Source organism: Pseudarthrobacter sp. O4 (genome assembly GCF_050157025.1).
Taxonomy (GTDB): domain Bacteria; phylum Actinomycetota; class Actinomycetes; order Actinomycetales; family Micrococcaceae; genus Arthrobacter.
Window position 1 is genome coordinate 3,361,491 of the sequence record NZ_CP189591.1, and the last position, 20,037, is coordinate 3,381,527.

Annotated in this window: 16 protein-coding genes and 1 tRNA gene; 9 read left to right on the forward strand and 8 right to left on the reverse strand. The window is 67.2% G+C overall.

Annotated features, from left to right (window positions below):
* Positions 1-121 precede the first annotated feature (121 nt).
* A complete protein-coding gene (locus tag ACQCSU_RS15700) occupies positions 122-3,154 on the forward strand; it encodes an alpha-mannosidase (protein ID WP_426976194.1) in 3,033 nt (1,010 codons plus the stop codon).
* A 202-nt stretch (positions 3,155-3,356) separates the two neighbouring features.
* Here ACQCSU_RS15700 and ACQCSU_RS15705 read toward each other — a convergent pair whose 3' ends face one another.
* Genes ACQCSU_RS15705 through ACQCSU_RS15715 form a run of 3 tightly spaced genes read right to left on the reverse strand, consistent with a single transcriptional unit; the run spans position 3,357 to position 5,620 of the window.
* Positions 3,357-4,100 carry a hypothetical protein gene (locus tag ACQCSU_RS15705; RefSeq protein ID WP_426976195.1) on the reverse strand — a complete coding sequence of 248 codons (744 nt, stop codon included), beginning with the start codon at positions 4,098-4,100 and terminating at the stop codon, positions 3,357-3,359.
* 45 nt (positions 4,101-4,145) lie between these two features.
* Positions 4,146-4,877, reverse strand: a complete 732-nt coding sequence (locus ACQCSU_RS15710) for a hypothetical protein (protein WP_426976196.1) — start codon at positions 4,875-4,877, stop codon at positions 4,146-4,148.
* Positions 4,874-5,620, reverse strand: a complete 747-nt coding sequence (locus ACQCSU_RS15715; RefSeq protein WP_426976197.1) for a hypothetical protein — start codon at positions 5,618-5,620, stop codon at positions 4,874-4,876. The genes ACQCSU_RS15710 and ACQCSU_RS15715 overlap by 4 nt, the downstream gene beginning before the upstream one ends.
* Positions 5,621-5,880: 260 nt before the next feature.
* On the opposite strand from ACQCSU_RS15715, the gene ACQCSU_RS15720 reads away from it, so the two are divergent.
* A complete protein-coding gene (locus ACQCSU_RS15720) occupies positions 5,881-7,581 on the forward strand; it encodes an ABC-F family ATP-binding cassette domain-containing protein (RefSeq protein ID WP_426976198.1) in 1,701 nt (566 codons plus the stop codon).
* Positions 7,578-9,491: an ABC transporter ATP-binding protein gene (locus tag ACQCSU_RS15725; protein WP_426976199.1), complete on the forward strand. Its 1,914-nt coding sequence runs from the start codon at positions 7,578-7,580 to the stop codon at positions 9,489-9,491. The genes ACQCSU_RS15720 and ACQCSU_RS15725 overlap by 4 nt, the downstream gene beginning before the upstream one ends.
* 74 nt (positions 9,492-9,565) lie before the next feature.
* Here the strand turns inward: ACQCSU_RS15725 and ACQCSU_RS15730 are convergent, their stop codons facing one another.
* The 3 genes from ACQCSU_RS15730 to ACQCSU_RS15740 form a co-directional block, all read right to left on the reverse strand.
* A complete protein-coding gene (locus tag ACQCSU_RS15730) occupies positions 9,566-9,970 on the reverse strand; it encodes an NUDIX hydrolase (protein ID WP_426976200.1) in 405 nt (134 codons plus the stop codon).
* Positions 9,967-10,470 (reverse strand): DUF6314 family protein, encoded by a 504-nt coding sequence (locus ACQCSU_RS15735; RefSeq protein ID WP_426976201.1) that lies wholly within the window; start codon positions 10,468-10,470, stop codon positions 9,967-9,969. The genes ACQCSU_RS15730 and ACQCSU_RS15735 overlap by 4 nt, the downstream gene beginning before the upstream one ends.
* A gap of 1 nt (position 10,471) precedes the next feature.
* Positions 10,472-10,544, reverse strand: a tRNA-Arg gene (locus tag ACQCSU_RS15740).
* An 86-nt stretch (positions 10,545-10,630) separates the two neighbouring features.
* Here ACQCSU_RS15740 and ACQCSU_RS15745 point away from each other — a divergent pair.
* The 3 genes from ACQCSU_RS15745 (at position 10,631) to ACQCSU_RS15755 (ending at position 13,723) form a co-directional block, all read left to right on the forward strand.
* Positions 10,631-11,419, forward strand: a complete 789-nt coding sequence (locus tag ACQCSU_RS15745; protein WP_426976202.1) for a hypothetical protein — start codon at positions 10,631-10,633, stop codon at positions 11,417-11,419.
* 221 nt (positions 11,420-11,640) lie between these two features.
* Positions 11,641-12,216 carry a hypothetical protein gene (locus ACQCSU_RS15750; RefSeq protein WP_426976203.1) on the forward strand — a complete coding sequence of 192 codons (576 nt, stop codon included), beginning with the start codon at positions 11,641-11,643 and terminating at the stop codon, positions 12,214-12,216.
* Positions 12,206-13,723: a putative bifunctional diguanylate cyclase/phosphodiesterase gene (locus ACQCSU_RS15755; RefSeq protein WP_426976204.1), complete on the forward strand. Its 1,518-nt coding sequence runs from the start codon at positions 12,206-12,208 to the stop codon at positions 13,721-13,723. Before ACQCSU_RS15750 ends, ACQCSU_RS15755 begins: the two co-directional genes overlap by 11 nt.
* A 132-nt stretch (positions 13,724-13,855) precedes the next feature.
* Here the strand turns inward: ACQCSU_RS15755 and ACQCSU_RS15760 are convergent, their stop codons facing one another.
* On the reverse strand, positions 13,856-14,008 hold the full coding sequence (locus ACQCSU_RS15760; RefSeq protein ID WP_426976205.1) for a hypothetical protein: 153 nt from the start codon (positions 14,006-14,008) through the stop codon (positions 13,856-13,858).
* Between the two features lie 200 nt (positions 14,009-14,208).
* Between ACQCSU_RS15760 and ACQCSU_RS15765 the strand changes: the two genes are divergently transcribed.
* Entirely contained in the window at positions 14,209-15,234 is a 1,026-nt protein-coding gene (locus tag ACQCSU_RS15765; RefSeq protein ID WP_426976206.1) for a hypothetical protein, read from the forward strand.
* A 94-nt stretch (positions 15,235-15,328) separates the two neighbouring features.
* Here ACQCSU_RS15765 and ACQCSU_RS15770 read toward each other — a convergent pair whose 3' ends face one another.
* Entirely contained in the window at positions 15,329-15,982 is a 654-nt protein-coding gene (locus ACQCSU_RS15770) for a hypothetical protein (protein WP_426976207.1), read from the reverse strand.
* Between the two features lie 78 nt (positions 15,983-16,060).
* Between ACQCSU_RS15770 and ACQCSU_RS15775 the strand changes: the two genes are divergently transcribed.
* Positions 16,061-16,918, forward strand: coding sequence for an inositol monophosphatase family protein (locus ACQCSU_RS15775; protein ID WP_426976208.1), 858 nt, complete (start codon positions 16,061-16,063; stop codon positions 16,916-16,918).
* A 500-nt stretch (positions 16,919-17,418) separates the two neighbouring features.
* Positions 17,419-19,938 carry a DNA helicase PcrA gene (gene pcrA, locus ACQCSU_RS15780; protein WP_426976209.1) on the forward strand — a complete coding sequence of 840 codons (2,520 nt, stop codon included), beginning with the start codon at positions 17,419-17,421 and terminating at the stop codon, positions 19,936-19,938.
* The last annotated feature ends 99 nt before the right edge of the window (positions 19,939-20,037 follow it).

Sequence of the window (20,037 nt, forward strand, 5' to 3'; positions counted from 1 at the left end):
GGCCTGAGCGGCGCCCGCGCCCTGAGCGGCGCCCTTGGCTGATTGCCGCCGCGCAACGTAAGTTTTATCTATCGATTGGATACGATCGGGCTTCAGCCACACCAGCGCTAAGAGGATCACATTGCACGACGACCGCCGTCTCACGGAAGTCCGGCTGGACCGCTTTCTGCGCGAACGCATCATCCCCGCGATCTACTCGCGCAGTATCCCGCTGGCGCTGAGCAGCTGGGAGGTTCCCGGCGAGCCGGTGCCGGTCATGGAGGCCCTCCGGCAGGACTTCGCCCCGCAGGAACATGGGGCGCCCTGGGGCCGGCCCTGGAGCACCACCTGGCTGCGGCTACAGGGCGACGTGCCGACCTCCTGGGGCACCCGGGCGGACACGGCCGTGGAAATCGTGGTGGATCTGGGTTTCAGCGGCGGCCTTCCGGGCTTCCAGTGCGAAGGCATCGCCTGGCGGCCCGACGGCACCATCATCAAGGCCATTTCCCCGCGGAACCAGTACATCCCGCTCAAGCTGCTCGGCAGCGGAATGTCCGTCGATTTCTATGTCGAGGCCGCGGCGAACCCCGACCTTTCGCAGGGATGGACCTTCGCCCCCACCCCCTACGGCGACAAGGCGACCTCGGGCAATGAGCCGGGATACCGGCTGGGGCGAATCGTCATCGCCGAGCTCAACCAGGCTGTCTGGGAGCTGCAACAGGACATCTGGACGCTTAGCGGGCTGATGCACGAGTTGCCCCTGGAACTTCCCCGCCGCCACGAAATCCTGCGGGCACTCGAACGCATGCTGGATGTGATGGATCCCGACGATGTCCCGGGAACCGCAGTTGCCGGCCGGGCCGCCCTCGCCGGGGTCCTGGCCCGTCCGGCCTACGCCTCCGCCCACCAGTTGCTGGCCACCGGCCACGCACACATCGACTCCGCCTGGCTGTGGCCCATCCGGGAAACTATCCGCAAGTGCGCCCGGACGTTCTCCAATGTGGTCGCGCTCATGGATGAGAATCCTGAGTTTGTATTTTGCTGCTCGTCGGCCCAGCAGCTTGCCTGGATCAAGGAATACTATCCGGAGCTGTTCGGGCGCATCCGGGAAAAGGTCAAGTCCGGCCAGTTCGTGCCGGTAGGCGGCATGTGGGTCGAGTCGGACACGAACATGCCCGGCGGCGAGGCCATGGCCCGCCAGTTCCTGGAAGGCAAGAGCTTCTTCCTGGACGAGTTCGGCGTGGAGTGCCGGGAAGCGTGGCTGCCGGACACCTTCGGCTACTCCGCGGCCATGCCGCAGATCGTCAAGGCCGCCGGCAGCAAGTGGTTCCTGACCCAGAAGATCTCCTGGAACCAGGTCAACCGGATGCCCCACCACACCTTCAGCTGGGAGGGAATCGACGGCACCAGGCTGTTCACCCACTTCCCGCCCGTGGACAGCTACAGCTCCGAGCTGAGCGGACGCGAGCTCGCCCACGCGGAGCGGAACTACCGCGACCATGGCCGCGGCACCGTGTCCCTGGTCCCGTTCGGCTATGGCGACGGCGGCGGCGGACCCACACGCGAAATGCTGGCGGCGGCGCGCCGCACGGCAGACCTGGAGGGATCCCCCAAGGTGCTGATCGGCTCGGCGGCCAGCTTCTTCACCCGGGCGCAGGCCGAGTACGAGCCTCTTCCGGTCTGGGTGGGGGAAATGTATCTGGAACTCCATCGCGGGACCTACACGAGCCAGGCCAACACCAAACTGGGCAACCGTCGCAGCGAGCACCTGCTGCGGGAAGCGGAGCTCTGGTGCGCCACCGCGGCGGTGCGCGCCGGCTACAGCTACCCGGCGGCGGAACTGAAACGCCTGTGGCGCCTGGTCCTGCTGCAACAGTTCCACGACATCCTTCCGGGCAGCTCGATTGCCTGGGTCCATCAGGACGCTGAACGGAACTATGCCGCCGTCGGAAAGGCACTCGAAGCGATCATCACGGACGCCGCCCGGGTGCTGCTCGGCACGGGCGATCGGGACTTCCTGCTCAACGCGGCACCGCATGAGCGCCAGGGTGTTCCCGCCCTGGCCGTCGCCGAGCCGGTCCGCGCCGAGCAGCCCGTATCTGTCACCGAGGCCAAGGGCGGCTACATCCTGGACAACGGGATCATCCGGGCGGTCGTCAATGCCGACGGTCTGCTGGCATCCCTGATGGACTACGCCAGCGGGCGCGAGGCCATTGCGCCCGGTCAGTTTGGAAACCTCCTGGAATTGCACCGGGACACCCCCAACGAATGGGACGCCTGGGACATCGATGCGTTCTATCGCCGAAACGTCGTGGCCCTGACCGAGGCGCGCTCGGTGACGCTGGAGCGCGACCCCCGAGGGGAAAGCCCGGACGCCGTCGTCGTGGTGGAACGGCTCGCCCGCTCCTCAGCTGTGACCCAGCGGATCTCGCTCGAGGCGGGCTCCGACTCGCTATCTATTGCCACGGCCGTGGACTGGCAGGAGAGCGAGAAGCTGCTCAAGCTCGGGTTTGCCCTCGACGTCCGGGCGGACCGCTCCGCCTCGGAGACCCAGTTCGGGCACGTCTTCCGCCCCACCCACGTCAATACCTCCTGGGAAGCAGCCAAGTTCGAGATCTGTGCGCACCGCTGGATCCACGTCGCCGAGCCCGGCTACGGCGTCGCGGTCTCCAACGCCTCCAGCTACGGCCACGACGTCACCCGGACTATCCGGGACGACGGCGGGACCACCACCACAGTGCGTCTCTCGCTGCTGCGGGCACCGAGGTTCCCCGACCCGGGCGCAGACCGCGGCCAGCACGAACTCAACGTGACGATCCGGCCGGGCGCCAGCATTGCCGACGCGGTCGAGGAGGGCTACCGCACCAACCTCGCACCCCGGATCGTCAAGGGTGCCCACGGGGTGGAACCCCTGTTCACCGTGTTCAACCAGGGCCTCGTCATCGAGGCCGTGAAGCTCGCCGAGGACGGTTCGGGCGACGTGATTGTGCGGCTGTACGAGTCCCTGGGGGAACGATCCACCGGGATGGTGACGGCCAACTTCGACGTCGCCAGCGTCCACACTGTGGATCTGCTGGAACGTCCGGTGGCGGCGCCTGGAGTGACGCCGGGGCGCGATTCGGCGGAACTGGTGCTCCGGCCCTTCCAGCTGGTGACCTTGAGGTTTGTGCGCTGACGCCCGGGGTAGCTGGGTTTTTAGGGGCGGAAAGTCGCGCTAAACAGGCTGAGTGGTAGCGGTCCGATGGACCGCTACCACTCATCCCCCCAATGGTGCTTGGACGACTGCCTCGGCTTCGCACGGCTGATTCCCGTACACGAAGCGAATGCCGCTTTCACACATTCATGATTCTCTCACGGTCTAATGATTTTGTGAATGTCTAATCGCTGTTCTTTCCTAATGTTGCATTAGCGTTACCAGATTTGCTGGCGATCAGCCCGGAGAACCAGAACAGGGCGAGGCCCAGTACGTAGCCCAAGACCGCTGAGTAATTGACCACATGCTGCCCGAGGGCCCAGTCCGGAGGGGCGAAGGACGCTGGAATGCTCACCACCACGGCGAGGGCCCCGAGCAGCGTCACGAGCGCGGCTGCCCGCACGAGTCGCGGCAGCTGGCTCCTGACTGCAGACAGCAGGGGTGCCATGAGGACTAGTGAGACGAAAGCCGGGTAGCTGCGGCCGGCGGCGGCATAGAAGGGAGCAAGGACCGCGTTCCGCCCGCCGCTGCCCGAGAGGGCCTCCAGGCCAGCAGAGGACCCTCGCGTGTCCATGAGGAGGAAGAGCGCCGCTACGGCCACGCAGCTGATGCCCAGGGCCCAGCGTCCCGTTCTCCCGGCAATCAGCCGGTAGCCCCTGGTCGCGGCGAGCCCCCGCGTAATCCGCAGGCCGGCCAGCAGGACGGTGGCGAAAACGAGGTACCGCAGGATGAGATGGGTGAGGTTCCAGCCCCCGAGCACGCCGTCGATCGCCTCGTAGGGACCGGAGACGGCGAGTACGCTGCACAGCGTCGCCAGGAGCAGGATTCCGAATACGGTTCTGTTCCGTCCCTTCACGGCATCAGGAACGCGGAGGAGAAGCACGGTGCAGCACACCACCAGCGTGCCCCATTCAAGGACTGCCATCATCCCCGACTCTTCCAATTCGCTCGCCCGCCCAGCTCACGGTAACCGTCAGTTGAAGCCAGTTTGCGTCTTCGGCGGCCGCTTCGCCACTGTCTTCCCCAGCCAGATCAGGGCAAGGCCCAGAACCAGGCAAAGAATAGCGGTGTAGCTGAAAACGAAACGCAAGAACCCCAGCGAAGGGGGAATCGCCGGGGACAGCAGGCTCAAGGTGATGGCAACCGATCCCACGGCGAGCAAAGCCGCGCTCAGCCGTACGAGGACGGGAAGTCTGCTGGCCGCGGTACGCACCATGGCCGGCAGCAGGGCCAGTGTCACATACGCGGGGTACAGGCGGCCGGCGGCGCCGTAGTACTCCACGAGGGCGGCATGGCGCGCATCCTTGGCGAAAACATCGACCAGTCCGGCGGACGAGCCGGCCGTATCCATCATCAGGAAAACCGCCACCACCACCACGGAGGCTGCTCCCAGCACCACGATCCCGACGGGGCCGGTGATGAGCCGCAGGGCATCGTCGGCGCCGAACCCCCGGGCGACCCTGAGCCCGAGAGCAAAGATAGCGCCGAAAATGATGAAGCGGAGCATCAGATTTGCCAGGTTCGTACCGCCCAGAACCTGATCCACGGCGAGATACGGGGCATCCATACTCAGCAGGATAGCCACCGTCATAAACGCGTAGATGAAGAAAAGCGAACGGTTCTCACCCCGGAGCGCGCTGGGGATGCGGGCGAGCGCTACGATGCCGCAGACCGCCAGGGTGGTCCATTGCAGGATCGCGATCATCCGAGGTTCTCCCAAATCTTTTCTGTTTGTGCCTGTTCCTGCTCCTGGCGACGGAGGGTCTTTCCGAGCGTTTGCAACCGTTCGCCGGCCAGGGCGGTGAGCTCACCGTCCGGGAGCGCATCCAGGGCCGACTGCTTCGCGTCCGGCGGCCAGCCGGCCTCTTCCTCGGTGATCAAGCCGGTGGCCACGAGTCCGCCCGTGAATCCTACGCCAGCCGCGCGCGCGGTGGCGACCGCGAGCTCCGGAGACAACCTGTTGGCGGTCAACTGTGCGGAGTAGTTTTGGGGCGCGACGCCGGTGGCGGCCGACACCCGGTGCCGCAGCTCGCCGTCGTCGATCGAGTCCACCCAGTTCCGGACCGACGTCGCGTGCGGGGCCGGGCTGAGGGCGGGCCGGCCCGCCCTCGGCCCGGCCCCGGCGCCGCCGTCCGCGGGGGAAGAGCGGTCTATGACTGCGCGCAGCAGGTCCATCGTGGCAATCTGGCTGACGAGTTCGGCGGGGGTCGGCGGCTGCGGGTTGCCGGCAAGTTCGGCGTAGTGGTCGAAGGACGCCAAGGCCGTCAAGGGGCTCAGCCGCAACGCGCGGCTGATGCTCACCAGGGTGTTTTCCGCCACTTTCCCGCGCACCAGCTGCTGGGCCAGGGTGGTGCGCTTGATGCCGGAGATCCTGCAGATATCGGCCGTGCTTGCCGTCGGGGCGACACCATGAAGCCAGAGTTGAAACGCCTTGGCTGGTAGTGGCATCTACGGCTTCCTGCAGGCTCGGGCGGACGGGCGGCAATGGGCGTGCGGCTGCGCTGTGGAACTTCGGGTGCGGATTTTACGGGAGGAGCTGATTCAACTATGCTAAATGGTCGAACCCGCTGGTCCGTACACCCCCCAAGTCCGGACCGGCGGGTTCTTTCATGCCCGGCGGATATCCGCACCGCCCGGAGCTGTGTTGGGCTGCCGTTGCTACTGCGCGTTCGGGCGCCCGTTTTGGGCCGCGGTGAGAGGATGGACTAATGACTGCAACCCTTGTTGCCAAGGACCTTTCCGGTGGTCACGACCACCGCACCCTCTTCGCCAAACTCTCCCTTACTGTCGCGCCGGGCGACGTCGTCGGCGTCGTGGGCGCCAACGGCGCGGGCAAATCGACCCTGCTCCGGTTGCTTGCCGGCGTCGACGCTCCGCAGGAGGGCACTGTCAGCCTGGCCCCGGCGGACGCCTTTGTGGGCTGGCTGCCGCAGGAACACGAACGCCTGGCCGGCGAAACGGTCGGCGGGTACATCGCGCGCCGCACCGGCTGCGCCCAGGCCACGCTCGAGATGGAGTCCACCGCCGAGGCCCTGGGTTCCGGCGCCCCCGGCTCCAACGACGCCTACTCCCTGGCCTTCGACCGCTGGATGGCGTCCGGCGCCGCCGACCTGGAGGACCGCATCCCGGCCGTCCTGGCGGACCTTGGCCTCGACGTGGGGCCCGACGCCGGGATGACCGGCCTCTCCGGCGGCCAGGCTGCCCGGGTGGCCCTGGCGGCCCTGCTGCTGAGCCGATTCGACATCGTGCTCCTGGACGAACCCACCAATGACCTGGACCTCAACGGCCTGGCCAAGCTCGAGGCCTTCGTGCAGGGCCTGCGCGGCGGAGTGGTGCTGGTCTCCCACGACCGCGAGTTCCTTGCACGGTGCGTGACCACCATCGTTGAGCTGGATCTGGCGCAGAACTCCGTGGCCGTCTACGACGGCGGCTATGAGGCTTTCCTGGAAGAGCGCGCCGTCGCCCGCCGGCACGCCCGGGAACGCTTCGAGGAGTACGCCAACACCAAGGCGGACCTCGTCTCACGGGCCCGGACCCAACGCGAGTGGAGCTCCCAGGGCGTCCGGAACGCCATGAAGAAGAACCCGGACAATGACAAGATCCGGCGAGCCGCCAGCACCGAATCCTCCGAGAAGCAGGGCCAGAAGGTCAGGCAGATGGAATCCCGCATCGCACGGCTCGACGAGGTGGAAGAACCCCGCAAGGAATGGCAGCTGCAATTCAGCATCGGCCAGGCCCCGCGGTCCAGCGCCGTCGTGTCGACGCTCCGTGACGCCGTCGTCCAGCAGGGGGACTTCACCCTGGGACCGGTGAACCTGCAGCTGAACGCCGGTGAACGGATCGGCATCACGGGGCCCAACGGTGCCGGCAAGTCCACGCTGCTACGCCTCCTGCTGGGCGTTCAGCGGCCCGATTCCGGGGAGGCCTCCATGGGCGCCTCCGTTGCCGTCGGCGAGATCGACCAGGCCCGCGGGCTGCTCGCCGGCGGGCTGTTGCTCGGAGACGCTGTCGAAGCCGTGCTGACGGGCCACACCCCGGCCGAAGTCCGCACCCTACTGGCAAAATTCGGGCTCAAGGCCGACCACACCACCCGCCCGGTCGACTCGCTCTCGCCGGGGGAACGCACCCGGGCCGCCCTCGCGCTGCTGCAGGCGCGCGGTGTGAACCTGCTGGTCCTCGACGAACCCACCAACCATCTGGACCTGCCCGCCATCGAACAGCTCGAGGAAGCCCTCGAAAGCTACGACGGCGCGCTGCTCCTGGTCAGCCACGACCGCCGGCTGCTGGAAAACGTGCGCCTTGACGCGCGCTGGAACGTGGACAACGGCGTCGTCACCGAGCTGCTGGGCCATACCTCCCCGGCAGCACACGGCCGACGAGATACCGCCCCGAAAGGCAACAACACATGAGTATGGACCGGGTGGCCTGGAGCTCCCTCTACAACATCACACGCGCCTCGAGCGGCTCCAAGCCGTTCTCCAAGGAAACCCTCAAGCGGGTGTTCAGCTTTGCCCGCCCGCACCGGGGAAAGCTGATCGCCTTCGTGCTGCTGTCGATCGTGATGGCTGTGCTGGCCGTCGCCACCCCGGTCCTCGCCGGCCAGGTGGTGGATGCGATCATCGCCGGAGCGGGCACCGACGTCGTGGTCCGTCTGGCCGTGCTGATCGCCATCGTTGCCGTCGCGGAAGCCGGGATCGGCCTGATCACGCGCTGGTTGTCCTCGATCATCGGTGAGGGCGTCATCGTGGACCTGCGCACCAGGGTGTTCGACCACGTGCAGAAGATGCCGATCGCCTTCTTCACCCGCACCCGCACCGGGGCGCTGGTCAGCCGGCTGAACAACGACGTGATCGGCGCGCAGTCGGCCTTCGCCGGCACACTGTCCGGCGTCGTCAGCAACGTCGTGGCCCTCGCGCTGACCCTCGTGGTGATGCTGGGCAAGTCCTGGCTGGTGACCGTGCTGGCCATGATCCTGCTGCCGATCTTCCTGATTCCGGCCCGCCGGATGGGGTCCAAGCTGGCCGACCTGCGCCGCGAAGCCGCGGACAACAACGCAGCCATGGGCACCCAGATGACGGAGCGGTTCTCCGCCCCGGGCGCCACCCTGGTCAAGCTCTTCGGCCGTCCGGACGAGGAATCCCGCGAGTTCGCCCTCCGGGCCGGCCGGGTCCGGGACATCGGCGTGCGAACCGCCATGCTGCAGTTCACCTTTGTCACCGCGCTGACGCTCGTCTCCGCACTGGCCCTCGCGCTCGTGTATGGCCTGGGCGGCTGGCTGGCGCTCGCCGGGCAGCTGGCGGCCGGCGACGTCGTCGTGCTGGCACTGCTGCTCACCCGCCTCTACGCGCCGCTCACGGCGCTCTCCAACGCCCGGGTGGAGATCATGAGCGCCCTGGTCAGCTTCGAGCGGGTGTTTGAGATCCTGGACCTCAAGCCGCTCATCCAGCAGAAGCCGGACGCGGTGTCCTCGCCGCCCGGCCCGCTCTCGGTCGAGTTCGACGACGTCCGCTTCGCCTACCCTTCCGCTGACAAGGTCTCGCTGGCCTCGCTGGAGGACGTGTCCACGCTGGACACCCGCGGCGGCGAAGAGGTCCTGCACGGCATCAGCTTCCGGGTGGAGCCCGGCCAGACCGTGGCCCTCGTGGGCTCCTCGGGGGCCGGCAAGTCCACCATCGCGCAGCTGCTCTCGCGGCTGTACGACGTCGATTCCGGCGCCGTGCGTTTCGGCGGCACGGAACCCGGCTCGGGCGTGGACGTCCGCGATCTCACGTTCGATTCGATGCGGGAAACGCTCGGCATGGTGACGCAGGACGGGCACCTGTTCCACGAAAGCATCGCCTCCAACCTGCGCCTGGCGCGCCCGGAGGCCACCGAGGCGCAGATGTGGGATGTGCTGCGCCGCGCCCGCCTCGAATACATGATCCGGTCCCTGCCCGATGGCCTGGACACCGTGGTGGGGGAGCGCGGCTACCGGCTCTCCGGCGGCGAACGGCAGCGCCTGACCATTGCGCGCCTGCTGATCGCGCAGCCGCGGGTGGTGATCCTGGACGAGGCCACGGCCGCCCTGGACTCCACCAACGAAGCCGCGGTGCAGGAAGCGCTCGGCGCCGCGTTGGAGGGACGCACCGCCGTCGTGATCGCCCACCGGCTCTCCACCATCCGCGCGGCCGACGTCATCCTGGTGGTGGAGGACGGCTCCATTGTGGAGCGGGGAACCCACCCCGAACTGCTTGCCGCCGAGGGCCGCTATGCGGAGCTGTACCGGACCCAGTTTGCCGAGGCGACGGCTGTTGCCGGAGAGGCCGTGCCGGAGCACTAGGCGTGCTGCGGGGCCGGAACGCTGGTCCGGAACGCCGGTGCGGAACGCCGTGGGGCGGAACGCTGGTCCGGAGCCTAGGGCCGGCTGGCCTCGAGGGCGGGCAGCACGTGGTCGGTGATCAGGGGCGCGAGATCGTCCGGCAGCTCGACGGCCAGATCCAGCCAACGGATTTCGGCGATCTCGGCGGAGGGATGAGCGCTCCACACCCCGGGCGCGGTGAAGACGGTGGCTTCGATCTGTGTGGCGGCCTCGTTGGCGGCGTCCGCGAGCCAGATTCCCAGCAGCTTCAGCTTTTCCGGCGCGAGCACGATCCCCACCTCTTCCTCCAGCTCGCGGGATGCCGTCTGGGCGGCGTTTTCGCCGGCCTCGGGCTTGCCGCCGGGATGCATGAACTTGTCCGTGCCCCGCTTCCGGACCGTCAGGAGTCGTCCGGCGCCGTCGAAGACGCAGACGGCGGAAACAACAATAAGGGGATTCACGCCGGGGTTCCTGTGATGCGGTGCAGTACGGATTCGATCAGCTGGTCTTTGGCCGGTCCGGTGACATTCCAGCGGTAGCGGAAATCGTCCGGCCCGATCAGGGTGTAGCCCACCTGGTAAGTGTCCGGGTCGCACCAGTGCTGGGCGTGGCTGCTGGCCGTGCCGAACCCCATCCGGTGGAAGGGGCGGCCGTCGGGAAAGAACATGTCCATCGTGGCGCGGGCCTCGGTGGGCCGGAGCAGATACTCCCGGCTCGCCGGTCCGGTGAAAGGTTCCCCGCTGAAGGACGGCCAGGCAATGGTGCCTTCTTCGCGGAAGCGGAGGCCGCCGTCCTCGTCCTGACCGTCCGGACGGGTCAGGGGAGTGAAGCGGACGACGCCGGTGAAGGTCCCACGGGTGCCGGTGGCCCGGTCCAGCAGGGTCCGGGCCACGTTCCAGCTGCCCAGCAGGTAGCCGCGGAGATCGAATTCCGGAGCGGTGCCCGGTGCTGGCAGGTTCAAGTGCCCTCGATTGGAATCGAACCAACGACACCGGCTTTAGGAGAGCCGTGCTCTATCCACTGAGCTACGAGGGCGGGCATCCGCGGCGGACGGCTGCAAGGCCGGCCCGTGCGGACACGGATATAAGCATACAAGGTGAGGGGCGTACTACGCTCTTGGCATGACAGCCCCAGCCCCCGCGGTCCCCGAGGACGTCCTCTACATTCCGGACGTGGCGTCCACCAGGTTTTACGTCGGCGCCCTCGCCAAGCTCAGCGTGCTGCAGTATTTCGTGGCCGAGGCGGCCGTTATCGGAGTGTGGGCGGGGCGGGATCCGTACAGCCGCCGGACCGGCTACATCAGCGATCTCGGTGCCCTGGGCTGCGGGGTGTTTGACGGCCGGGACGTGTGCTCCCCGGCGCACCTGCTGATGAACGCCTCGTTCGTGGTCCAGGGCCTCGGCATGGTGGTCGGCGCCCTGCTGCTGAGCTCCGCCCTTCTGTGCACCGCGGCGCGGCCCGGGGCCCGGATCCCGCGGCGCCCGGGCCAGCGGCCGCTGTCGCGCGCCGCTCTCGCCGCACTTGCCGCACTTGCCGCACGGCTGCTCAGTTTCACGGCGGGCACCGGAACTGTCATTGTGGGTCTGGTGCCCGAGGACGCAGGGTCCGGCTGGCACGGGGCCGGGGCGGTGATCTACTTCGCGGCCGGAGCGTTGGCCCTGCTCATCCTGGGCTGGCTGTGGATCCGGCAGACGGCGCTGGGCTGGTTCATCCTCGCCTGTGGTGCGGTATCCCTCGGCGCGCTCGTCACCGCTGGTGTGACCGGGATGGCGGTCCCGGAACCGGGAACCCTGGAGCGGCTGATGGGCTACCCCATCACCATCGGCATGGCCGCCGTGGGGTTGGTCGTTGCCCAGCGCATCCGGAACGGGCTCAGGGCAAGAAGGAGCCCTGCTGGCCGGGCCGGATGAAGATCAGGCGACCACGGGGTGTCGTATGTCTCACAACGGCCCGAGCTTGCATTATCATAAGGGCACTCACCGGAATTCCGGTGCCTCGTGCGCGAGCTGTCTCTAGCGCACGCCGAAATGCCGACTTTGTAGTCTTTGGGGACGAATGTTTGATCAGCTAGTCTCGCCGCGCCTTGATGCTGCGACTGCCTTCCGGAACCGACGCAGGGGGCTGCAGTCCGATGACGGTTGAAGCGCTCGCCGCGCCCGATGACCAGCTCCCCGAGGAGACCACGGGGGCCCCGGCTCCTGCCCCTGCTGAGGTACCGGAACTCGCCACTGGCGTGGTCGCCGGACTTGCCTCTGCGGTGGTCGCGGGCCTTGCCTCTGCTGCGGTCGGGGGGCTTGCTCCGGATGTGGCCGCCGGACTTGCTGCGGATGTGGCCGCCGGCGCGGCGGCCCCGATCGGTGTTCGTCTGCTCGACGGCGGGATCATCCAAGTCACGCTGCCGCCCAACGAGGAGATCGCGGGGGCCGAAGCGCGTGTTGCCGGAGCGGCGGTCCGTGCACTGGCCATCGGCCGTCGCATGCCGGTCCTGCTTGTCATCACCGGTGTGGTCGGGGTCAGCGTCGAGGCGCGGCATGTGTACGCATCCTCCATCGCGGCATCGGCCTTCGCCCTGGTCGGCGAAAGCCCCGTCGACCGCGTCATTGCCCACTATCTGCTCCGCTCAAAGACAGAGACGATTCCGGCGCAGTTCTTCACCTCAGAGGCCGAGGCCGTCGAGTGGTTAGGGCTATACGCGAGTGAAGACTGATCCTCCGGACCCCAGGCTGCACGCCCTTGTGGAGGGTATCGTCCGGATTGCCGGTGGTGACCTGACCACCAGGATCCCCCACTCGGGTGCCCGGGACGACGTCGCGGCCGTCATCGCGGGGATCAACCTGATGGCTGATGACCTGCAGACGATCTACCAGGAGCTTGAGGAGCGGGTGGAAAGCCGCACGGCAATGCTGCGCGATGCGCAGGTTGAGCTTGAGCGCATGGCGTTGACGGACCCGCTGACCCAGCTTGCCAACAGGACGGCGCTTAACTCGGGGCTGAGCCATGCCCTCGCCGAGACGTCGCGGGGTGAAATGCCGCCGGCGCTGCTGATCCTCGACCTGGATTCGTTCAAGGGCATCAACGACACGCTGGGACACAGCGCCGGGGACGACGTCCTCCGCGTGATCGCCCGGCGGCTCCAGGAAGCAGTCCGCGAGACTGACACTGTGGCACGCCTCGGCGGCGACGAGTTCGCCGTCATGCTGCCCAAGTCCAACCTCGTCCGGGCCCGACGCGTGGCCAACAGGATCCTGAAGGCGCTCAGCGAGAGCCTGGAAATCGGGGACCTGCGGATCACCTGCGGCACGAGCATCGGACTGCGGATTGCCGAGCCGGGGCAGTCGGTCGACGATCTGGTCATGGAAGCCGATACCGCCATGTACGCGGCCAAGGCCCAGCCGCACAGCAGCATCAAGGTGTTCGAACCCGCCTTGTTGTATGCCCGCCGGCTCCAGAGCGTGATGGTCACGGAAATGCGTGAAGCGATCCGCCAGGACCAACTTGTCTTGCACTACCAGCCGGTGGTGGCACTCGCGACCGGCAAGTTCGAAGGCGTCGAGGCGCTGGTGCGGTGGAACCATCCGGAGCGGGGACTGCTCATGCCGGACCAGTTCATTCCGCTGGCCGAAGAGACCGGCATGATCGTGGATCTGGGCCATTGGGTCCTGCGGAACGCCGTGCGCCAGCTGCGCGACTGGCAGCGGGAACTGGACGTTGACCCGAGCTTCAATGTCCGGGTCAACATCTCGACAACCGAGCTGCAGAACCTGGACCTGATCGAACACGTGCGCGACATCCTCCGTGAAACCGGGGTGGATGCCGCAAACCTCATCGTGGAGCTGACCGAATCAATGGCCATCAATGGCGGGGACGTGGACAAATACTCCCTGAGCGGGCTGCGCCGACTCGGCGTGCAGCTCGAAATCGACGACTTCGGCACCGGCTATTCGTCCATCAGCTACCTGCGGAAGCTGCCGGTCAACGTGGTCAAGATCGACAAGAGCCTGATCGACGGGCTGGGCTCAGACGAAGAGCAGAGCAACTTCGTCGCGGCGGTACTGCACCTCATCCACGCCTGCGGGCTCAAGGCAATTGCCGAGGGAATCGAGACGGCCGAGCAGGCGGCCGAGCTCGTGAGGCTGGGCTGCGCCAGCGGCCAAGGCTACTATTTCAGCCGGCCCGTCCCTGCGGCCGAGATCGCCGCGTTGATCAGCCGCTGAACAGCCACGCCGCGTTGTTCAGCCACGGAGCAGGGGTGGACCGGGCCCATCAGGCGCAGGCTCCGTTTTGAGGATTAAGCAAGACGGCGGATACCGGAATCAATATCCGGTACCCGCCGTCGTTGTTGTTGGTTAGTTCTTCGGGGTGGAATTCGGCCACCAGTTGACTGCCTGCACGGAGCCCTGTCCGGAGTTTTCGCCGGTAGCCGAGATTGCTGAGGTCGCGGAAAGACCTGCGACTGCCAGCGCGCCGGCGATAAGGAGTGTTGCGAGGGATTTCTTCATGAAGGACTCCTGATACGTAAGTGGCTGATGTGACTAATGTGGTACTTGGTCAGTATAGAGGAGTAGACACGCCGTTGTATAACAATTACGGCCGCAATATTCGATACTGTGCTATCGGCGCGACTCCTGCCCAAATCTTTCGCCGTTCCTGCTTGCGGGGTTTGTTCATTTCCGCTTGCGTGGCAACGGATAATGGAGGCATGCCATTGAACTCCGTTTCGCCGTTGTACGCCGCCGCTGAATTGCAGGCATACGAGCACCGGACCAACCATGCCTTCTTTCAAGCAGCCAGCAGTGCCCAGGATGCCGCGGAAATAGCCCGCAATGAAGGTGATATGGATTCGTGGTGGAACATGACGTTCCTCCGGGCCGAGAACCTCCTGGACGCCGAGGACTTCGAGGCCTGCGCTGCTCTGGCGTGCTCGCTGGTTGCCGGTCCTCGTTCCGCGACCGAATCGCAGCCCGAAGCACAGGCCTACATTCTCCTGGCGAAGGCCAGGCAGGGGGCCGGGCTGCTGGAACGGGCTGCTGACGCTGCGCGGGAAGCCGTGGCACTGGTGGCAGATGAGGATGACATCGAAACGAATGTCAAAGCCCGCCAAGCGCTGATTGCCGCCCTGGCCGACAGCGGGAGGCTCGAGGAAGCCTGGGCCGAAAGCCTCGCGCTCGCCGAGGCCATCGAAGCCGAAGTCGACGATCAACTGGTGGGCAAGGGTTACTGGGTCATCGGAAACGTCGCCTTTCTCTGCAACAAAGTCCAGGAAGGTCTCCACTACCACGAGCTCGCGGCGGCCACTCTTTCGCCCGCCAGGAACCTGGACATCTGGGCGAAGTTCAACAGGGCCTCCGCAGCCATGCGGCTCGCGGCCGACGTGGCCGACGCCGACACCCTGCGCTGCATCGAACGAGCGGAGCTAGCCACGGATGTCATCGGCGGAAGCGCCAACGACTACCTGCTGATGAAGCTGAACCGGGCCCACTGGAAATTTCTGGCCGGTGAGGCCACCGCAGCAATCGAATTGTTGGACCAGATCTGTGCGGAGCCGGACGAGCCTTCACCCCAGATCCTCGGCGAGGCGTGCCTGCTGCTGGGCCGGGCACATTTTGCGATTGGAAACGCGGATGCGGCCGGGGAGAACCTGCTTCGGGCAGCAGACCACTTCGAAGGGTCCGGCGCCCAGCAACGTGCGGATCAGGCCCGGGGCTTCCTCGCAGCCGAGGCCTGAGCCTCCGCCCGCGGATCCTTCACCAATCCCGGCGGACATGCCCCCTGGACGCCGCGAGGGATGGACATAGCGGGACTATGTCCACGGGCCGCGACTAGGGCTGGGCATGTCCCGCGGACCGGGCCGCGGGGGAGGCGGATTTCCGGCCCAGGAACACCGCGGCGCCACCTGCCACGAGGCTCAGCACCAGCAGCACCCAGCCGGCCACGGTGAGCCCCGACGCGAGGGCAACCTGGCCGGCGTCGACCGCGTCTGCGGACATCATGGCGTCAATGGCGGTGTTGCCCCACAGCCGCACGGCGGCGAAGAGCAGCGGAATGGCCCACAGCGCCCAGCGCAGGGGTTTTCGGGCCACGTTCGTTCCGATCAGCAGGAGCCAGCTGAAGCCGAAGATCAACGGGAAGAGCGTGCCTGCCGTCTTGTGGATGTAGTTGAGCTGCCCGCGGGCGTCCGGATCCGTGGCGTCTCGCAGCCGCTCCACGAAGCCCTGGTCGAAGCCCCCGATCAGCGAGTCCGGCATCGGCAGGCCGCCGGAGAGCTGGGTGAGCTGGTTCAGGGTGAGCAGGTGGAGGTACCAGAACAGGAAGAGGCTGGCCACGACGCCGGCGATCAGGATCAGGCTGCTGTTGTTCTGCGCCTTTTGCGGGGTCCGGCTGGTGCTGGGATTGATCACGGACGGCAGGTGGTGCTGAGGGACGGCTGCATTGGCGCCGTGCTTCTTGATCCGCTGTGCGGGTGTCTTGGCCATGGCTCCATTATCGCCCGCCCGGGCCGCCGGGCCGGCGCTGTCTGTTCACCGCCATCCGCCGCCGATAGGCTGGAACGCGTGACCGAACTAGGAAAACACCGGCTTGGCCGGCACAGCACCGCAGATCTCGACCCCGGCCTGGATGACTACCAGTTGGCGGAAGCCCTTGTCCGGGAGGCCGGCCAGTTGGCGCTGCTGATGCGGCAGGCCGGGCTGGAAGGACGGCAGAAGACGTCCATCTCGGATGTTGTCACCGCCGCCGACCATGCTGCCGAGGCGTACGTCCTGGAACAGCTCCAGCGCTGCCGCCCCGACGACGGCGTTCTCGGTGAAGAGGGCGCTTCCGTGGCCGGCGCCAGCGGCCGCACCTGGGTCATCGATCCGGTGGACGGAACGTACAACTTCCTGCACGGGTCGACGTACTGGTGCTCGGCGATTGCACTGAAGGACGCCTCCGGGGTACTGCTGGGTGCGGTCTTCCAGCCGCAGGAGGAGAAGCTCTGGCTCGGCGGGACGGCCCGGACCGCAACGCTCAACGGGGAACGGCTGACCGCCTTCCAGCCGCGGGGCGCCGACGGCGGGGGCCGTTCGGACACTCCATTGTCCGAACTCGGTGCCGCCAGCTACATCCACCCCAGCTGGCTCGCCGATCCGATGTGCGCCATGCCCTGGCACGCCGCTGCAACGTCCGCTGCCACGCTGCGGATGTTCGGCTCGGGCTCGTGCGACCTCGGCCGCGTGGCCGACGGCGAGCTGGGCTGCTGGTTCCAGCACAGCTGCCCGGAATGGGACTGGCTGCCCGGAAAGGCGATCGTCCTCGCGGCCGGCGGCGCGGCCGACGTCGTCCGGGTCAACGGACTGGAGTGGTTCCTTGCCGGAGGCACGACGGCGGTCCGGCAGCTCCGCGCCGCGCTCGAGTCAGGCTCCGTGGGCTAGCTTCAGGACTCCGCGCCGCGCCCGTGGGACATGCTCATTCTTGGCCACGGTGCGTGGACATGCTTGAGTCACGCTCCGGGTCCCCCGTGGGACATGCTCATTCTTGGCCACGGTGCGTGGACATGCTTGAGTCACGCTCGGGGTCCCCCGTGGGACATGCTCATTCTTGGCCACGGTGCGTGGACATATCGGCTCAGTGTCCAATGGTCGCGGACAAGGGTGGACATGCTGCTCCGGGGTCTGCGAGTGCGGGGGACATGCTCAATCCAGGGCGCGAGGACTGGACATGTCCCGTCCTGCACCGGGACCGGACACGCCCGGTCCCTGATGCGTGAACTGGACATGCTCAATCCTCGCCTCGAATTCCGTGGGACATGCTCATTCTTGGCTGCGAGGAATGGACATGAGGGGCATATGTCCAGCGGAGACGGGCAGGGGAGGGCATGTCCCCGAGGGGGCGGACTCCGCGGTCACTGGCACCGCCTAGACTTGTTAACACCATGGACATGTTGTTTGACCCTTTCGCCGACGGACCCTTCCAAGCTGCCTCCAAGATGGCGGCGGCCACCAAATCGTCCGCCGGAACGGGCACAGCGGCCGTGGGATCCCCTGCCGGGTGGGACCCCAACCGCGCCGAGAGCGGCACCGCGGGGGACTGGGACCGCCCCCGGCTTCCCAGCGCGGAGGAGCTCCTGGAGGGGCTGAACCCGGAGCAGGAGGAAGCGGTCAAGCACGCCGGCAGCGCCCTGCTGATAGTGGCCGGCGCCGGCTCCGGCAAGACGCGGGTGCTCAGCAACCGGATCGCCTACCTGATCGCCACGAAGCGCGCGCACCACGGCGAGATCCTGGCCATCACGTTCACCAACAAGGCCGCGGCCGAAATGCGGGAGCGGATCGAAGCCCTGCTCGGCGGCCGCGCCAAGACCATGTGGATCTCCACCTTCCACTCCTCCTGCGTCCGGATCCTGCGCCGCGAGGCCAAGAACGTCGGCCTGAGCTCCAACTTCTCCATCTACGATGCCGCGGATTCGCTGCGGCTGATCACGCTCGTGGCCAAGAACCTGGACCTCGATCCCAAAAAGTTCGCGCCCAAGGCCATCCAGCACAAGATCTCAGCGCTCAAGAACGAGCTGATCGACGCGGACGGCTACGCCTCCAGCGCCAGGCACAACGATCCCTTCCAGCAGGCCGTCGCCGAGGTCTTCACGGGCTACACCCAGCGCCTGCGCCAGGCGAACGCCATGGACTTCGATGACCTGATCGCCGAGACCGTCTACATGTTCCGGGCCTTCCCGGCCCTGGCAGACTCCTACCGGCGCCGCTTCCGGCACGTCCTGGTGGACGAGTACCAGGACACCAACCACGCCCAGTACGCCCTGGTGCGCGAGATCGTCGGTGAAGGCCCCGGTGCGGCCGAGCTCACCGTCGTCGGCGATTCGGACCAGTCCATCTACGCGTTCCGCGGTGCCGATATCCGCAACATCGTGGAGTTCGAGGAGGACTACCCGGACGCCCGCACCATCAAACTCGAGCAGAACTACCGCTCCACCCAGACAATCCTCAGCGCGGCCAACTCGGTCATCTCCCGCAACCCCAACCGGCCGGAGAAGCGGCTCTGGACGGCGGAGGGCGACGGCCACAAGATCATCGGCTACGTGGGCGAGAACGAGCACGACGAGGCCCAGTTCATCGCCAAGGAAATCGACCGCCTCCAGGACGAGGACAACCTCCGCCCCGGCGACGTCGCGATCTTCTACCGCACCAACGCCCAGTCCCGCTCCATCGAGGACGTCCTGGTGCGGGTCGGGCTGCCGTACAAGGTGGTCGGCGGAACCCGCTTCTACGAGCGCAAGGAGATCAAGGACGCGCTCGCCTACCTGCGGGTGCTGGTCAACCCCGACGACGACGTCAACCTGCGCCGGATCCTCAACGAACCCAAGCGCGGCATCGGCGACCGTGCCGAGGGCGCCGTGGCCTCGCTCGCCCAGCGCGACCGGATCTCCTTCATGGCCGCCGCCCGCCGCGCCGACGAGGCGCCCGGCATGGCCACCCGGTCCGTCAACGCGGTGCAGGGTTTCGTGAAACTGCTCGACGACCTCGCCGAAGTGGCCTCCGGCTCCGGTGCGGTTGCGGCCCTGGAGGCCGTCCTGGAACAGACCGGCTACCTCGCCGGGCTGCGGTCCAGCACCGATCCACAGGACGAGTCCCGTGTGGAGAACCTCGCGGAACTCGTCGCCGTCGTCCGTGAATACGAACGCGACAACCCCGAAGGCTCCCTCGGCGCCTTCCTGGAGCAGGTGTCCCTCGTGGCCGACGCCGACCAGATCCCGGACGCGCCGGCGGGGACCGCCGAAGACATAGTTGCCGCCGTGGCCGCGGCCAAGCGCCTGGGCGTCGTCACGCTGATGACGCTGCACACCGCCAAGGGGCTGGAGTTCCCGGTGGTGTTCCTCACCGGCATGGAACACGGGCTGTTCCCGCACCAGCGCTCCGCGACGGACCCCAAGGAACTGGCCGAGGAACGCCGTCTGGCCTACGTGGGCCTGACCCGTGCCCGGAAGCGCCTGTACCTGACCCGCTCCGAGGTGCGCAGCATGTGGGGCCAGAGCCAGTACAACCCCGCGAGCCAGTTCATCGAGGAAATCCCCGCCGAGCTCGTGCAATGGAAGCGCGAAGGCTCCAACCGCCAGACCGGCAGCTGGGGGAGCGGTGCCTCGATCGGCTCCAGCCGCTACGGCGGATCGTCCTGGGGCGCCGGTGCCGCCCGCGGCGCCGAGGCCAGCCCGTCCGCAGGCTTCAACGCCGACGTCCCGGCCGCCATCGCCAAGAACCGCGTGCAGCCGCAGAAGGAGATCGTCGCGGTCAGCGTGGGAGACAAGGTCAACCACACGAGCTTCGGCAACGGCACCGTCCTGGCCGTCGAGGGCGCGGGGGACAAGACCGTGGCCAAGGTCAGCTTCGAAATCGGAGAGAAGCGACTGTTGCTCCGGTACGCGCCGCTGACAAAGCTGGACGCCTAGGAGCGTCTGCGTCCGCGGGCTAGGAGCGCCCCGCCGGCACGGTCGCAGCTTGGCCCGGCCGCCGCATTACACGCGGCAGGGGCATTGTGGCTGGGAATC

Excerpts from the sequence above, each read along its gene's own strand:
- ACQCSU_RS15765 (WP_426976206.1), top strand. The coding sequence starts at position 14,209 with ATGCCATTGAACTCCGTTTCGCCGTTGTACGCCGCCGCTGAATTGCAG.
- ACQCSU_RS15750 (WP_426976203.1), top strand. The coding sequence starts at position 11,641 with ATGACGGTTGAAGCGCTCGCCGCGCCCGATGACCAGCTCCCCGAGGAG.
- ACQCSU_RS15705 (WP_426976195.1), bottom strand. The coding sequence starts at position 4,100 with ATGATGGCAGTCCTTGAATGGGGCACGCTGGTGGTGTGCTGCACCGTG.
- pcrA (WP_426976209.1), top strand. The coding sequence starts at position 17,419 with ATGGACATGTTGTTTGACCCTTTCGCCGACGGACCCTTCCAAGCTGCC.
- ACQCSU_RS15725 (WP_426976199.1), top strand. The coding sequence starts at position 7,578 with ATGAGTATGGACCGGGTGGCCTGGAGCTCCCTCTACAACATCACACGC.
- ACQCSU_RS15715 (WP_426976197.1), bottom strand. The coding sequence starts at position 5,620 with ATGCCACTACCAGCCAAGGCGTTTCAACTCTGGCTTCATGGTGTCGCC.
- ACQCSU_RS15770 (WP_426976207.1), bottom strand. The coding sequence starts at position 15,982 with ATGGCCAAGACACCCGCACAGCGGATCAAGAAGCACGGCGCCAATGCA.
- ACQCSU_RS15760 (WP_426976205.1), bottom strand. The coding sequence starts at position 14,008 with ATGAAGAAATCCCTCGCAACACTCCTTATCGCCGGCGCGCTGGCAGTC.
- ACQCSU_RS15745 (WP_426976202.1), top strand. The coding sequence starts at position 10,631 with ATGACAGCCCCAGCCCCCGCGGTCCCCGAGGACGTCCTCTACATTCCG.
- ACQCSU_RS15720 (WP_426976198.1), top strand. The coding sequence starts at position 5,881 with ATGACTGCAACCCTTGTTGCCAAGGACCTTTCCGGTGGTCACGACCAC.
- ACQCSU_RS15710 (WP_426976196.1), bottom strand. The coding sequence starts at position 4,877 with ATGATCGCGATCCTGCAATGGACCACCCTGGCGGTCTGCGGCATCGTA.